Origin of the sequence: Pseudomonas pseudonitroreducens, assembly GCF_021603645.1 — a bacterium.
GTDB lineage: Bacteria > Pseudomonadota > Gammaproteobacteria > Pseudomonadales > Pseudomonadaceae > Pseudomonas > Pseudomonas pseudonitroreducens.
In genome coordinates, this window is record NZ_BQHJ01000010.1 from 50,973 (window position 1) to 63,987 (window position 13,015).

At 66.4% G+C, this 13,015-nt stretch carries 13 protein-coding genes; 5 read left to right on the plus strand and 8 right to left on the minus strand.

The features are described 5' to 3' along the window. Nucleotides 1-92: 92 nt before the first annotated feature. The 5 genes from L6D89_RS22920 to L6D89_RS22940 all read right to left on the minus strand — a co-directional run bounded on the left by L6D89_RS22920 (nt 93) and on the right by L6D89_RS22940 (nt 3,888). On the minus strand, nt 93-383 hold the full coding sequence (locus L6D89_RS22920) for a DUF167 domain-containing protein (protein ID WP_236201285.1): 291 nt from the start codon (nt 381-383) through the stop codon (nt 93-95). Between the two features lie 6 nt (nt 384-389). After that, entirely contained in the window at nt 390-983 is a 594-nt protein-coding gene (locus L6D89_RS22925) for a YggT family protein (protein WP_236172744.1), read from the minus strand. Nucleotides 984-1,125: 142 nt separating this feature from the next. Beyond that, a complete protein-coding gene (locus tag L6D89_RS22930) occupies nt 1,126-2,334 on the minus strand; it encodes a hypothetical protein (RefSeq protein WP_236201286.1) in 1,209 nt (402 codons plus the stop codon). 5 nt (nt 2,335-2,339) lie between these two features. Continuing rightward, nucleotides 2,340-3,173 (minus strand): pyrroline-5-carboxylate reductase, encoded by an 834-nt coding sequence (proC, locus tag L6D89_RS22935; RefSeq protein WP_236201287.1) that lies wholly within the window; start codon nt 3,171-3,173, stop codon nt 2,340-2,342. A gap of 25 nt (nt 3,174-3,198) precedes the next feature. Then, nucleotides 3,199-3,888 carry a YggS family pyridoxal phosphate-dependent enzyme gene (locus L6D89_RS22940; protein ID WP_236201288.1) on the minus strand — a complete coding sequence of 230 codons (690 nt, stop codon included), beginning with the start codon at nt 3,886-3,888 and terminating at the stop codon, nt 3,199-3,201. A 73-nt stretch (nt 3,889-3,961) separates the two neighbouring features. Between L6D89_RS22940 and pilT the strand changes: the two genes are divergently transcribed. The 5 genes from pilT (at nt 3,962) to L6D89_RS22965 (ending at nt 9,598) form a co-directional block, all read left to right on the plus strand. Continuing rightward, a complete protein-coding gene (gene pilT / locus L6D89_RS22945) occupies nt 3,962-4,996 on the plus strand; it encodes a type IV pilus twitching motility protein PilT (protein WP_017520118.1) in 1,035 nt (344 codons plus the stop codon). 104 nt (nt 4,997-5,100) lie between these two features. Continuing rightward, nucleotides 5,101-6,246 carry a type IV pilus ATPase PilU gene (gene pilU, locus L6D89_RS22950; protein ID WP_236172740.1) on the plus strand — a complete coding sequence of 382 codons (1,146 nt, stop codon included), beginning with the start codon at nt 5,101-5,103 and terminating at the stop codon, nt 6,244-6,246. Between the two features lie 92 nt (nt 6,247-6,338). Then, nucleotides 6,339-6,743 (plus strand): NINE protein, encoded by a 405-nt coding sequence (locus L6D89_RS22955; RefSeq protein WP_017520120.1) that lies wholly within the window; start codon nt 6,339-6,341, stop codon nt 6,741-6,743. Between the two features lie 315 nt (nt 6,744-7,058). Then, complete coding sequence (locus L6D89_RS22960) at nt 7,059-8,432, plus strand: pyridoxal-phosphate dependent enzyme (protein WP_236201289.1); 1,374 nt, start codon at nt 7,059-7,061, stop codon at nt 8,430-8,432. Continuing rightward, nucleotides 8,429-9,598: a trans-sulfuration enzyme family protein gene (locus L6D89_RS22965; RefSeq protein ID WP_236201290.1), complete on the plus strand. Its 1,170-nt coding sequence runs from the start codon at nt 8,429-8,431 to the stop codon at nt 9,596-9,598. The genes L6D89_RS22960 and L6D89_RS22965 overlap by 4 nt, the downstream gene beginning before the upstream one ends. 540 nt (nt 9,599-10,138) lie before the next feature. On the opposite strand, the gene L6D89_RS22970 is transcribed toward L6D89_RS22965, so the two are convergent. From L6D89_RS22970 to pyrR, 3 genes are read right to left on the minus strand one after another with little or no spacing between them, the layout of a single operon-like run. Next, the gene (locus L6D89_RS22970) at nt 10,139-11,410 is read right to left on the minus strand and encodes a dihydroorotase (protein WP_236201291.1); all 1,272 of its coding nucleotides are present in this window, start codon (nt 11,408-11,410) and stop codon (nt 10,139-10,141) included. Further along, complete coding sequence (locus L6D89_RS22975; RefSeq protein ID WP_236201292.1) at nt 11,407-12,411, minus strand: aspartate carbamoyltransferase catalytic subunit; 1,005 nt, start codon at nt 12,409-12,411, stop codon at nt 11,407-11,409. The genes L6D89_RS22970 and L6D89_RS22975 overlap by 4 nt, the downstream gene beginning before the upstream one ends. Before the next feature lie 45 nt (nt 12,412-12,456). Next, nucleotides 12,457-12,969 (minus strand): bifunctional pyr operon transcriptional regulator/uracil phosphoribosyltransferase PyrR, encoded by a 513-nt coding sequence (gene pyrR / locus L6D89_RS22980; RefSeq protein WP_024766241.1) that lies wholly within the window; start codon nt 12,967-12,969, stop codon nt 12,457-12,459. Nucleotides 12,970-13,015: the final 46 nt, after the last annotated feature.

Genomic DNA, 13,015 nt, shown 5'->3' on the forward strand with positions numbered 1-13,015 from the left:
CTGCGCGGGGAATGGATGGCGTGGATTATGCGTCGGAGTGTAGGAATAGCAATTGGCCTACAGCACATTCCTACACGTAAGGTCGGCCAAGGTTACCGAGCGGCTATCCCGAGTTCTGCCGGAAGTTTCGTCGGACGGGGAATGCGCACGCGCTTCTGACGATTCAGCTCGCCACTTTCCAGCTTCACCGCGCTCTTCGCCACCCCAAAGACCTTGCCGAGGAACGCGAGCAGGTGGGCGTTTGCCTTGCCTTCGACCGGTGGCGCGGTGAGGCGGATCTTCAGGCGCTCACCGTGCAGCCCGGCGAACTCGTCGCGGCTCGCCTTGGGCTGCAGGTGGCAGTCGAGGATCAGGTCCTCGCCGTCCCAGTGGTAGAACGGCATGCCTGGTTACATGAACGGAGAGAGAATCTGCGGCATCCCGGTCATCGCCGCCAGGTTGCCAATCACCAGCATATCGATCAGCTTCAGCGCGATGAAGGCGAAGATCGGCGAGATATCCAGGCCGCCGAGGTTCGGCAGGAGCTTGCGGAAGGGCGCCAGGAACGGCTCGCAGATCTGGTTAACCAGCTGGGCACCGGGGTTGTAGCTGCCCGGGGCGACCCAGGAGAGGATCACGCTGATGATCAGGGCGAAGAAAAAGATCTTCAGGAACAGCGAGGTCACCGCGATGATCGACCATACCAGCAGTTGCAGGATGTAGCCGCCGACGCCGTAGCCCATCAGGGTCAGGGTGACGACCATGAGCACCAGCTGGACCAGGATGGCCAGCACCAGCGAGGCGAAGTCGATGCCGCCGAAGCCAGGGATGATCCGGCGCAGCGGGTTCAGCAGCGGCTTGGTGGCGCGCACGATGAACTGGCTGAGCGGGTTGTAGAAGTCGGCGCGGACCAGTTGCAGGATGAAGCGCAGCAGCACGATCAGCAGGTACAGGCTGCCAAGAGTCTGGATCACATAGATGGCGGCTGTGGAAAGTCCGGTCATTGGGCGGTCCTTGGTGAACGTTGGGCACCGGCGCGCAGGGCCGGGCGAATCGGGCGGTCGGTCAACGACGGCGCTGTAACGCCATACTGTAGGGAATTCATCGTCGCCGGTCGCGTGTAAGTGTGTTTCGTCGCGTGCAAATTCAACCCCGCTTGGCCATCAGGTCGGGACCACTGCAGGTCGGGTCGGCGCTTTTACTCAGGCCCAGCAGGGTGAAACCGTTGGATTCCTGGCGGATGCTGGCATAGCGCTGGTTGCCTTCGGCCAGCGGTTGCGGGCTGTCCAGTTCGATGTCGACCTGGAAGCGCGCGGGGTCTTGCCTGCAGCCGCGCACGGCGGTGTAGGCGAGGGTGACGCCGGTGCGCTTGTTCAGGCCGAGCAGCTCTTCGCGTGCCGCCAGCGTGGCATCTGCGCTGGCCGGTTCGGCCCAGGCGCGGGCGAGGTCGGCGTCCACTCGCAGCCACTCATCGACAAAGCCGCGGCCATTGGACGCAGCGGGCTGGATGCGCTGGAAGCTTTCATCGCTCTGGCGGTAGCGGAAGATGCCCGGGCGGGTCAGCAGGTCGCCGTCCAGGCTGCCGACCTCGGCGCGCCATTCGAAACCATCGGGGCGAGCCTTGAACTGCACTTCCTGTTCATCGCGGACGTAATCGTGCTCGGTATGCAGCAAGGTGCGCTGGGCCTGGCTTCCCGTGGCGGGGCGGATCACTTCCACCGCCAGGTGGCTCCAGCGTGAGGTGCACCACGGTGTGCCGTGCATCAGCGCGAGATCGCCGCTGGCTAGCCGGGTGGTCATGAACAGGTCGCCGTAGGCGCCGGAGATGTCTTTGTAGGGGCCGCTCTGCCAGTCCAGCGCGCGTACCCAGGCCTCGCCTTCGCGGCGGTAACCACGCAGCACGTTGTCGGTGCCGCAGGGAATGGCGAAGCCGCCGCTGACCAGCAGCAGCGGGGTCGGCTTGTCGCTCAGGGTGACGATAATTTCGTCCTGGTCGGACGGCGAACCATCGCTGCTCGGCTGTGCGGCAGGCAACAGGCGTTGGCGCAGGTCGGCCTGCAGAGTGGCGGCGTCCAGCGTGCCCTGGGCGCAGGCAAGGTGTGCGTCGAAGGCCGTGGCCAGGGTCTGCTTGTAGTGCTCGATAGCCTGGCTGAGCGCGGGCGCGACGGTGTTGTCGGCATCGTTGTCGAAGCCGCTGGCCATGGCCTGTTGCATCGCCTGACGGGCGTCCAGCGTGGACTGGTCGAGGCTTGCGGGTACCGGGCATTGCGTCGCCTGGACGGCGGCGCTGGCCAGCAGGAAGCAGGCAGTGAGTGGCGGTGCGACCCTCCCTGGTCGCCGGGCGGCATGCGTCATTGCAATCAGCGGCCCAGTTGTTCGGCCAGCTCGGCAGAGCGATGGTCGGCGGCGCCGACGGCCTTCTCCACCAGGGCCTCGAAGCCGTTGGCCTGGAAGGTGTTGATGGCCGCTTCGGTGGTGCCCTTGGGCGAGGTGACGCGGCGGCGCAGCTCGGCCGGGTCGACATCGCTGCTGGTGGCCATCTGCGCGGCGCCCAGGGCGGTCTGGCGGGCCAGCTGGCCGGCGACTTCGCGGGACAGGCCGAGTTTCTCGCCGGCGGCGGTCATGGCTTCCATCAGCAGGAAGAAGTAGGCCGGGCCGCTGCCGGAGACGGCGGTCACCGCGTCGATCTGGCGCTCCTCGTCGAGCCACAGGGCGATGCCCACGGCGCTCAGCAATTGCTGCGCCTGCTCGCGCTGGGCGGCGCTGACGCTGGCGTTGGGGTACAGGCCGCTGGCGCCCAGGCCGACCAGCGCCGGGGTATTGGGCATGCAGCGGACGATGGCGCGCGGCTGGCCATTGACCTCGCCCAACCAGCGCTCAAGGCTGGCGCAGGGGATGCCGGCGGCGATGGAGACGATCAGCGCGTTTTCCGTCAGCGCCGGCGCCAGCGCCAGGCAGACGTCCTTCATGACCTGCGGCTTGACTGCCAGGACCACCACGTCGGCACCGGCCACGGCGCTGGCATTGTCGCCGAGCACTTCGATGCCGTGTTCGGCGGCGATCTTCGCGCGCTGCTCGGCGCCCGGGTCGCTGGCGCGGATGTCGCTCGCGGCGACGCCCTTGGCGCGCAGGCCACCGATGAGACTGGCGGCCATGTTGCCGGCGCCGATGAAGGCAATGCGGGTGCTGCTCATGGAGTCTCTTCCTTTATTCAGTGCGTCAGTGCGAGGCGCCGTAGTCGCGGGCACCGAACAGGGCGGTACCGATCCGCACCCAGGTGGCGCCTTCGCCGATGGCGGCTTCAAGGTCATGGCTCATGCCCATGGACAGGGTGTCCAGGCCGAGGTTCAGGGCTTGCATCAGTTCGCGCAGGCGGGCGAAAGCGGCGTGCTGCACGGCGATGTCTTCGGTCGGCTCGGGGATGGCCATCAGGCCGCGCAGTTTCAAGTGGGGCAGTTGCGCAACCGCCTGGGCGAGGGCGGGCAGCTCTTCGGGAGAGCAGCCGGACTTGCTGTCCTCGCCGCTGACATTCACCTGCAGCAGCACGTTCAGCGGCGGCAGGTTCGCCGGGCGCTGCTCGGAGAGGCGCTGGGCGACTTTCAGGCGGTCCACCGAGTGCACCCAGTCGAAGTGCTCGGCGATGGGCCGGGTCTTGTTCGACTGGATGGGGCCGATGAAATGCCAGGTCAGCGGCAGGTCGGCCAGCTCGGCCTGCTTGAGCAGCGCTTCCTGCAGGTAGTTCTCGCCAAAATCGGCCAGGCCTTCGGCATACGCTTCGCGGATGGCGGCGGCGGGTTTGGTCTTGCTCACGGCAAGCAACTGCACCGAGCCAGGCGTGCGATTTTTCGCTTGTTCCGCCTCACGGATTCGTACGCGAACCTTTGCAATATTCTCTGCTATCGTGGACATTACCGTCGCTTTTCCGCCCGGCTGCTGCGTGTTCTGCGGCATTCTACCTGCTTGCTCTTGATTGGGGAGTCCCATGGATATTACCGAGCTGCTCGCCTTCAGCGCCAAGCAGGGCGCTTCGGACCTGCACCTCTCGGCCGGCCTGCCGCCGATGATCCGCGTCGACGGCGATGTCCGCCGCATCAACCTGCCGCCGCTCGAGCACAAGCAGGTTCACGCGCTGATCTACGACATCATGAACGACAAGCAGCGCAAGGATTACGAAGAGTTCCTGGAAACCGACTTCTCCTTCGAAGTGCCGGGCGTCGCCCGTTTCCGGGTCAACGCCTTCAACCAGAACCGCGGCGCCGGCGCCGTGTTCCGGACCATTCCCTCCAAGGTGCTGACCATGGAAGACCTGGGGATGGGCGAAGTGTTCAAGCGCGTCTCCGACGTACCGCGAGGCCTGGTACTGGTGACCGGTCCGACCGGTTCGGGCAAGTCCACCTCGCTGGCGGCGATGCTCGACTACCTGAACAACACCAAGTACAGCCACATCCTCACCGTCGAGGATCCGATCGAATTCGTCCACGAATCGAAGAAGTGCCTGGTCAACCAGCGCGAAGTGCACCGCGACACCCTGGGCTTCAACGAGGCCCTGCGCTCGGCCCTGCGTGAAGACCCGGACATCATCCTGGTGGGCGAGATGCGTGACCTGGAGACCATCCGCCTGGCGCTGACCGCGGCGGAAACCGGCCACCTGGTGTTCGGCACCCTGCACACCACCTCCGCGGCCAAGACCATCGACCGTATCGTCGACGTGTTCCCCGCCGAGGAGAAGTCCATGGTCCGCTCCATGCTCTCCGAGTCCCTGCAGGCGGTGATTTCCCAGACCCTGCTGAAAAAGATCGGCGGCGGCCGTGTCGCGGCCCACGAGATCATGATTGGCACCCCGGCGATCCGTAACCTGATCCGCGAGGACAAGGTCGCGCAGATGTACTCGGCGATCCAGACTGGCGGCGCGATCGGCATGCAGACCCTCGACATGTGCCTCAAGGGCCTGGTCGCCAAGGGCCTGGTGACGCGCGACGCGGCGAAAGAAAAAGCCAAGATCCCGGAAAACTTCTAATCCCACCGGGCCGTTCCCGGCCCGGCGCACGGAGCGCGCCACACGCACTCGCTTCGTGATCCGACAGCCCCGTCGTAGTCAGCGTGAACCCGGCGAGAAAGATCATGGAATTCGAGAAGCTGTTGCGCCTCATGGTGGAAAAGGGTGCCTCCGACCTGTTCATCACGGCGGGCGTGCCACCGTCGATGAAGGTCAATGGCAAGGTGCTGCCGGTCACCAAGACCGCGCTGTCGCCAGAGCAGACCCGCGAGACCGTGCTCTCGGTGATGAACGAACAGCAGCGCCGCGACTTCGCCGAGAACCACGAGTGCAACTTCGCCATCAGCGCCCGTGGCGTCGGTCGTTTCCGTGTCAGCGCCTTCTACCAGCGCAACCTGGTGGGCATGGTGCTGCGCCGCATCGAGACCAACATCCCGACCATCGATGACCTGAAGCTGCCGGAAATCCTCAAGAAGCTGGCGATGACCAAGCGCGGCCTGGTGATCTTCGTCGGCGCCACCGGTACCGGCAAGTCCACTTCGCTTGCGGCGATGATCGGCTACCGCAACAAGAACTCCACCGGTCACATCATCTCCATCGAAGACCCCATCGAGTACATCCACCAGCACCAGGGCTGCATCGTCACCCAGCGCGAAGTGGGCCTGGATACCGATACCTTCGAGGTGGCCCTGAAGAACACCCTGCGCCAGGCGCCGGACGTGATCATGATCGGCGAGGTGCGCTCGCGCGAGACCATGGACCACGCCGTGGCCTTCGCCGAAACCGGCCACCTGTGCCTGGCGACCCTGCACGCCAACAACGCCAACCAGGCGCTGGAGCGGATCATCCACTTCTTCCCGGCTGACCGGCATGGCCAGGTGTGGATGGACCTGTCGCTCAACCTCAAGGCCATCGTCGCCCAGCAACTGGTGCCGACGCCTGACGGCAAGGGCCGCCGCGCGGTGATCGAGGTGCTGCTGAACACCCCGCTGGCCGCCGACCTGATCCGCAAGGGCGAGGTGCACGAGCTCAAGCCGCTGATGAAGCGCTCCACCGAGCAGGGCATGCAGACCTTCGACCAGGCGCTGTACCAGCTCTATACCCAGGGCGAGATCACCTACGAAGATGCGCTGGCCTACGCCGACTCGGCGAACGACCTGCGCCTGATGATCAAGCTGGGCTCGGAAACCGACGCCGACCACCTCACCACCATGACCCAGGGGCTGACCCTGGAGATGAGCGACGACGACCCCAGCCGGCGTTTCCGCTGATCCCCGGCCGCAACCGGACGTCACCCGAGAAGCCCGCCCCGCGCGGGCTTTTCGTTTATGCTGAGGGTCACGTAAAGCAACGGGAGAAAGGCATGTCCGCCAACCCTGACACCCACAGCAAGGTCATCGGCTATCTACTGTGGATCTTCGGTTTCACCGGCTCGCACCGCTTCTACTACGGTCGGCCGATCACCGGCACGATCTGGTTCTTCACCCTCGGCCTGTTCTTCATCGGCTGGATCATCGACCTGTTCCTCATCCCTTCCATGGATGACGCGGCAGACCAGCGCTACCGTTCCGGCGGCGTGGATTACAACGTTGCCTGGATCCTGCTGACCTTCCTCGGCGTGTTCGGCGTGCACCGCATGTACATGGGCAAGTGGCTCACCGGCATCCTCTACCTGTTCACCGGCGGGCTGTTCTTCATTGGTGTGCTGTACGACTTCTGGACGCTGAACAGCCAGATTTCCGAGCGCAACGGGCCGCAGCGCATCTGATCCTTCTTTTGTAGGAGCGAGCTTGCTCGCGAACACCCGCGTCGACGTTGGGTGGTTCGCGAGCAAGCTCGCTCCTACAGGCCCACGCCCTGCGTACTGCTTGCTTCCGCAGGAGCGGGCTGCGCCTGCGATCGATTTCCGGCGGCTCCGCGCTGGCCGGTTGCACATCGCGGACGAAGTCCGCTCCTACGCAAGTCCCACCCGCTCTCTTTCGTCGCGCCGCCTGGCGCGAGCTGTGCCTCGCGCCTAAGGTCAGGAGGACAGTAGCAGGCGCCGCAGGGCGATCCCCATGGCGCCGCAGAAGGAGTGGCTGCCATGAGCAACGAATCCCGCCCTGCCGTACTCGACCTGATCGGCAATACCCCCATGGTCCGGGTGACGCGCTTCGATACCGGACCCTGCACCCTGTTCCTCAAGCTCGAATCGCAGAATCCCGGCGGCTCCATCAAGGACCGCATCGGCGTGGCCATGATCGAGGCCGCCGAGCGCGACGGCCGGCTCAAGCCCGGCGGCGTGATCGTCGAAGCTACCGCCGGCAACACCGGCCTGGGCCTGGCGCTGGTCGGCCGCGCCAAGGGTTACCGAGTCGTGCTGGTAGTGCCGGACAAGATGTCCACCGAGAAGGTCCTGCACCTGCGCGCCATGGGCGCCGAGGTGCACATCACCCGCTCCGACGTCGGCAAGGGCCACCCCGAGTACTACCAGGACGTTGCCGCGCGGCTGGCGAAGGACCTGCCCGATGCCTTCTTCGCCGACCAGTTCAACAATCCCGCCAACCCGCTGGCCCACGAGACCGGCACCGGCCCGGAAATCTGGGCGCAGACCGGTCATGACCTCGACGCGGTGGTGGTCGGCGTCGGCTCCGCCGGCACCCTGACCGGCCTGACCCGGTTCTTCCAGAAGGTCCAGCCAGACCTGGAAATGGTCCTGGCCGACCCGGTGGGCTCGATCATGGCCGAGTACTCGCGCTCGGGCGCCATCGGCACGCCGGGTGCCTGGGCGGTCGAAGGCATCGGCGAAGATTTCGTGCCGTCGATTGCCGACCTCTCCAGCGTGCGCCACGCCTACTCCATCAGCGACGAGGAAAGCTTCAGTACGGCCCGCGAGCTGCTGCGCAACGAAGGTATTGCCGCCGGTTCGTCCACCGGCACGTTGCTGGCCGCTGCACTGCGTTTCTGCCGTGAGCAGAAGGAACCCAAGCGCGTGGTCAGCCTGGTCTGCGACACCGGAACGCGCTACCTGTCGAAGATCTACAACGACCAGTGGATGACCGACCAGGGCCTGCTGCAGCGCAAGCGCTACGGCGACCTGCGCGACATTGTTGCGCGGCGCTTCGAGGAGGGCAGGGTAGTCAGCGTCGGCCCCGGCGACACCCTGCTCACCGCCTTCCAGCGCATGCGCCTGGCGGACATTTCCCAGCTCCCGGTGCTCGACGGCCAGCGCCTGGTCGGTGTCATCGACGAGTCCGACATCCTGCTGGGCGTACATGACGACCCGGCGCATTTCCGCAGCGACGTCGCCAGCGCCATGAGCACTGCCCCGGAAACCCTGGCGCCCGGCGCCAGCCTCAAGGAACTCGAAGCCGTGCTGGCGCGCGGGCTGGTGGCGATCATCGCCGACGCCTCGGGCTTCCACGGCCTGATCACCCGCTTCGACCTGCTCAACCATCTACGGAGGACCCTCGCATGAGCCAGCACGACGACCGCCTCGGTTTCGCCACCCGCGTGATTCACGCCGGGCAGGAGCCGGACCCTTCCACCGGGGCGATCATGCCGCCGATCTACGCCAACTCCACCTACCGCCAGGACAGCCCCGGCGTGCACAAGGGCCTGGACTACGGACGCTCGCACAACCCCACGCGCTGGGCGCTGGAGCGCTGCGTGGCGGACCTGGAAGGTGGCAGCAAGGCGTTCGCCTTCGCCTCGGGGCTGGCCGCCATCTCGGCGGTGCTGGAACTGCTCGATGCCGGCTCGCACATTGTCTCCGGCAATGACCTGTATGGCGGCACCTTCCGCCTGTTCGAGCGGGTACGGCGGCGCAGCGCCGGGCACGATTTCCACTTCGCCGACCTGTCCCAGCCCGGCGCGCTGGAGGCGGCGCTCACCGACAAGACGCGCATGGTCTGGGTGGAAACCCCGAGCAACCCGCTGCTGCGCCTGACCGACTTGGCCGCCATTGCCCGCACCTGCCGCGAGCGCGGCATTCTCTGCGTGGCCGACAACACCTTCGCCAGCCCGTGGATCCAGCGGCCGCTGGAGCTGGGTTTCGACATCGTCGTGCACTCCACTACCAAGTACCTGAATGGCCATTCGGACGTCATCGGCGGCATCGCCATCGTCGGCGACAACCCCGACCTCGCCGAGCGCGTGGGCTTCCTGCAGAACTCCGTTGGCGCCATCGCCGGGCCGTTCGATGCCTTCCTCACCCTGCGCGGCGTGAAGACCCTGGCCCTGCGCATGGAGCGGCACTGCGCCAATGCCCTCGACCTGGCCAAGTGGCTGGAACAGCAGCCGCAGGTGAAGCGTGTGTATTACCCCGGACTGGCCTCGCACCCGCAGCATGAGCTGGCGCGACGGCAGATGAAGGGCTTCGGCGGGATGATCTCGCTGGACCTGGATACCGACCTGGCCGGCTCACGGCGCTTCCTGGAGAACGTCCAGCTATTCGCCCTGGCAGAGAGCCTGGGCGGCGTGGAAAGCCTGATCGAGCACCCGGCGATCATGACCCACGCCAGCATCCCGGCGGAGAACCGCGTGGCGCTGGGGATCGGTGATTCGCTGATCCGGCTATCGGTGGGTGTGGAAGACGTGGAAGACCTGCGCGCCGACCTGGCCAGGGCCCTGGCGATGATCTGACACCCTGCGCCGGACTGCTTTTTGTAGGAGCGAGCTTGCTCGCGAACCGCCCAGCTTCAGTGCCCGGAATGTTCGCGAGGCCGAATCCATTCCCTACGGATAACGGCATTTCCCACATCCCTGTGGGTCACAAGCTCGCTCCTACAGGGGGGCGCAGGCGCGCACGCCTGCTCCTTCGTTGGATGGCGTGGAGCGAAGCGATACCCATCATTCGCGGCACCGGCAGCATGGGTATCGCTGCGCTCCACCCATCCTACGTTCGAGCCAACTCCATGAAAAAGCCCGTCAATTGGCGAACTTTTTCTTGGAGCGGTGGGGCCAAGGCTTTGGCGATGATCTGGTGCCCTGCGCCGGATCGCTTTTTGTAGGAGCGAAGCCGCGCACGCCTGCTCCTTCGTAGGATGGCGTGGAGCGCAGCGATACCCATCATTCGCGGCACCGGCAGCATGGGTATCACTGCGCCCCACCCATCCTACGTTCTGCTGACATGCCAAAGGAAAGCCCGCCAATCGGCGGGCTTTTTCATGGAGCGGTGCGGCGTCAGACCGCGTGGACGATATGCCCGTCCACCAGGGTGCAGCGCACCACGCCCGGCAGGCAGTGGCCGAGGAACGGGCAGTTCTGGCCACGGGAGTGCCAGGTCTCGCCCGCCAGGGTCTGGCCGTCGGCTTCGAACAGCACTACGTCGGCGGCCGCGCCGATTGCCAGCTTGCCAGCTGGCAGGCGCAGGGCGGCGGCCGGGCCGCTGGACAGGCGCGCCAGCAGGGTCGGCAGGTCGAGCAGGCCGTCCTGCACCAGCGTCATGGCCAGCGGCAGGAGCAGTTCGACGCTGCTGATGCCCGGGTCGGTCGCGGCGAACGGGGCGTTCTTCGCGTCCTGCTCATGGGGCTGGTGGTGGCTGGCGATGGCCTGGATCACGCCGCTCTTCACTGCTTCGCGCAGGGCCTCGCGGTCCTTGTGCGAACGCAGCGGCGGCTGCACGTGGTACAGGCTGGAGAAGTCCGCCAGCGCCTCGTCGGTGAGGATCAGCTGGTACAGCGCGACGTCGGCGGTCACCGGCAGGCCGCGGGCCTGCGCCTGGGCGATCAATTCGACGCCGCGGGCGCTGGTCAGCTGGCTGAAGTGCGCACGCACACCGGATTGCTCGACCAGCAGCAGGTTGCGCGCCAGGGCTACGGTCTCGGCGGTTTCCGGGATGCCGGCGAGGCCGCGGAAGCTGGCGGTCGGACCTTCGTGGGCAATGCCGTCGCCTGCCAGTTCGGCATCCTGCGAGGTGAAGATCACGGTGAGGTCGAAGGTCGCCGCGTATTCCAGCGAGCGCAGCAGCACGCGATTGCTCGCCATCGGTGCCAGGCCGTTGGTGAAGGCCACGCAGCCGGCGTCGCGCAGGGCGACCAGCTCGGACAGCTGTTCGCCGCCCAGGCCCTTGGTCAGCGCGCCGATGGGGAAGACCTTGGCGTTGCCGGCCTCGCGGGCGCGGTCGAGGATCAGCTCGGCGACCGCCGAGGTGTCCAGCACCGGTTTGGTCTGCGGCGGGAAGCACAGGCTGGTGACGCCACCGGCGGCAGCGGCGCGGGTTTCGCTCTCGATGCTGCCCTTGCGGCTGTAGCCCGGCTCGCGCAGGGCGACGCTCAGGTCGACCAGGCCGGGCGCGGCGATGAGGCCGGCGGCGTCGATTTCCTGGGCGGCGTGGAAGCCTTCCGGGGCGTCGCCGATGGCGACGATACGGCCGGCCTCGATGTGCAGGTCGCAGACCTTGTCCAGGCCGCTGGCCGGGTCGATCAGGTGGGCGCCACGAATACTGACGGTCATTGCGCGTCCTCCTGTTCCAGCTGGCGTTGGGCGTTCTGGCCGCTCATGGCCATGGACAGCACGGCCATGCGGATGGCGATGCCGTAGGTGACCTGGTTGAGGATCACCGACTGGTCGCCGTCAGCCACGGCGGAATCGATCTCCACACCTCGGTTGATCGGGCCGGGGTGCATGACGATGGCGTCCGGCTTGGCCAGTTGCAGGCGCTTCTGGGTCAGGCCGTAGAGCTTGAAGAACTCGCCTTCGCTGGGCAGCAGGCCACCGGCCATGCGCTCGCGCTGCAGGCGCAGCATGATCACCACGTCGACGTCTTTGAGGCCTTCGTTGGCGTCGGTGAACACCTTCACCCCGTACTGTTCTTCCAGGCCCACCGGCAGCAGGGTGCGCGGGGCGACGACGCGGATATCCGGGCAGCCGAGGGTCTTCAGCGCCAGCATGTCGGAGCGTGCCACCCGCGAGTGCAGGATGTCGCCGACGATGGCTACCGAGAGGTTCTCGAAGCTGCCCTTGTGGCGGCGGATGGTGAGCATGTCGAGCATGCCCTGGGTCGGGTGGCCGTGGCGGCCGTCGCCGCCATTGATCACGGCGACGTTGGGGCTGACGTGCTCGGCGATGAAGTGCGCGGCGCCCGAGTCGCTGTGGCGCACGACGAACATGTCGGCGGCCATCGCCTCGAGGTTGCGCAGGGTGTCGGTGAGCGTCTCGCCCTTGCTGGTCGAAGAGGTCGACACGTTCAGCGAGATGACGTCGGCGGACAGGCGCTGGGCGGCCAGCTCGAAGGTGGTGCGGGTGCGCGTGGAGTTTTCGAAGAACACGTTGCACACGGTCTTGCCGCGCAGCAACGGGACTTTCTTCACCGCGCGGGCGCCGACTTCGAGGAAGGAGTCGGCGGTGTCGAGGATTTCAGTCAGCAGTTCGCGGGACAACCCGTCGAGCGAGAGGAAGTGGCGCAGCTGGCCCAGGTCGTTGAGCTGCAGCGGGCGCTTGGCGTCGGTCGGCATGTGGCAGGCCCTGAAAGTTGGGGGTGGATGTCCGGGCGCGCGGGGTTACAGCGCGGGGCTGAGAAGCGTGCGCTCGAGGACAAGTGGTGCGGGACCGCGCAATTTTACCCGCTCGTTGGGTGCCAATGACAGGGTTTCGCCGACGACATCCGGGCGAATCGGCAGCTCGCGCTTGTTCAGGTCGACCAGGCTGACCAGGGTTACGCTGGCCGGGCGCCCGTAGTCGAACAGCTCATTCAGCGCGGCGCGGATGGTCCGGCCGCTCATCAGCACGTCGTCCACCAGGATCAGGTGCTGGCCGTCGATCTCGAAGGGCAGTTCCGACGGACGGACCTGCGGGTGCAGGCCGCTGCGGGTGAAGTCGTCACGGTAGAAGGAGACGTCGAGGATGCCGAGGATCTCGTCGCTGCCCAGTGCCTTGAGCAGTTCCTGGGCGACCCAGATGCCGCCGGTGTGGATGCCGACGAAGCGCGGCGAGTCGATGCCGCGCTGCGCCAGGTAGTTGCGCAGGTCGGTGGCCATGCGGGGGATGAGTTCGGCGGGGCTTGGCAGGGTCATGACGTCTCCGGTTCGGTTGGCGAGGCCACCCGGCACGGGCGGCCAT

Bases quoted from the DNA above. Each gene is read 5' to 3' on its own strand.
- pilU (WP_236172740.1), top strand. From the start codon at position 5,101: ATGGAATTCGAGAAGCTGTTGCGCCTCATGGTGGAAAAGGGTGCCTCC.
- L6D89_RS22970 (WP_236201291.1), bottom strand. From the start codon at position 11,410: ATGACCGTCAGTATTCGTGGCGCCCACCTGATCGACCCGGCCAGCGGC.
- pyrR (WP_024766241.1), bottom strand. From the start codon at position 12,969: ATGACCCTGCCAAGCCCCGCCGAACTCATCCCCCGCATGGCCACCGAC.
- pilT (WP_017520118.1), top strand. From the start codon at position 3,962: ATGGATATTACCGAGCTGCTCGCCTTCAGCGCCAAGCAGGGCGCTTCG.
- L6D89_RS22965 (WP_236201290.1), top strand. From the start codon at position 8,429: ATGAGCCAGCACGACGACCGCCTCGGTTTCGCCACCCGCGTGATTCAC.
- proC (WP_236201287.1), bottom strand. From the start codon at position 3,173: ATGAGCAGCACCCGCATTGCCTTCATCGGCGCCGGCAACATGGCCGCC.
- L6D89_RS22975 (WP_236201292.1), bottom strand. From the start codon at position 12,411: ATGCCGACCGACGCCAAGCGCCCGCTGCAGCTCAACGACCTGGGCCAG.
- L6D89_RS22925 (WP_236172744.1), bottom strand. From the start codon at position 983: ATGACCGGACTTTCCACAGCCGCCATCTATGTGATCCAGACTCTTGGC.
- L6D89_RS22955 (WP_017520120.1), top strand. From the start codon at position 6,339: ATGTCCGCCAACCCTGACACCCACAGCAAGGTCATCGGCTATCTACTG.
- L6D89_RS22920 (WP_236201285.1), bottom strand. From the start codon at position 383: ATGCCGTTCTACCACTGGGACGGCGAGGACCTGATCCTCGACTGCCAC.
- L6D89_RS22930 (WP_236201286.1), bottom strand. From the start codon at position 2,334: ATGACGCATGCCGCCCGGCGACCAGGGAGGGTCGCACCGCCACTCACT.
- L6D89_RS22960 (WP_236201289.1), top strand. From the start codon at position 7,059: ATGAGCAACGAATCCCGCCCTGCCGTACTCGACCTGATCGGCAATACC.
- L6D89_RS22940 (WP_236201288.1), bottom strand. From the start codon at position 3,888: ATGTCCACGATAGCAGAGAATATTGCAAAGGTTCGCGTACGAATCCGT.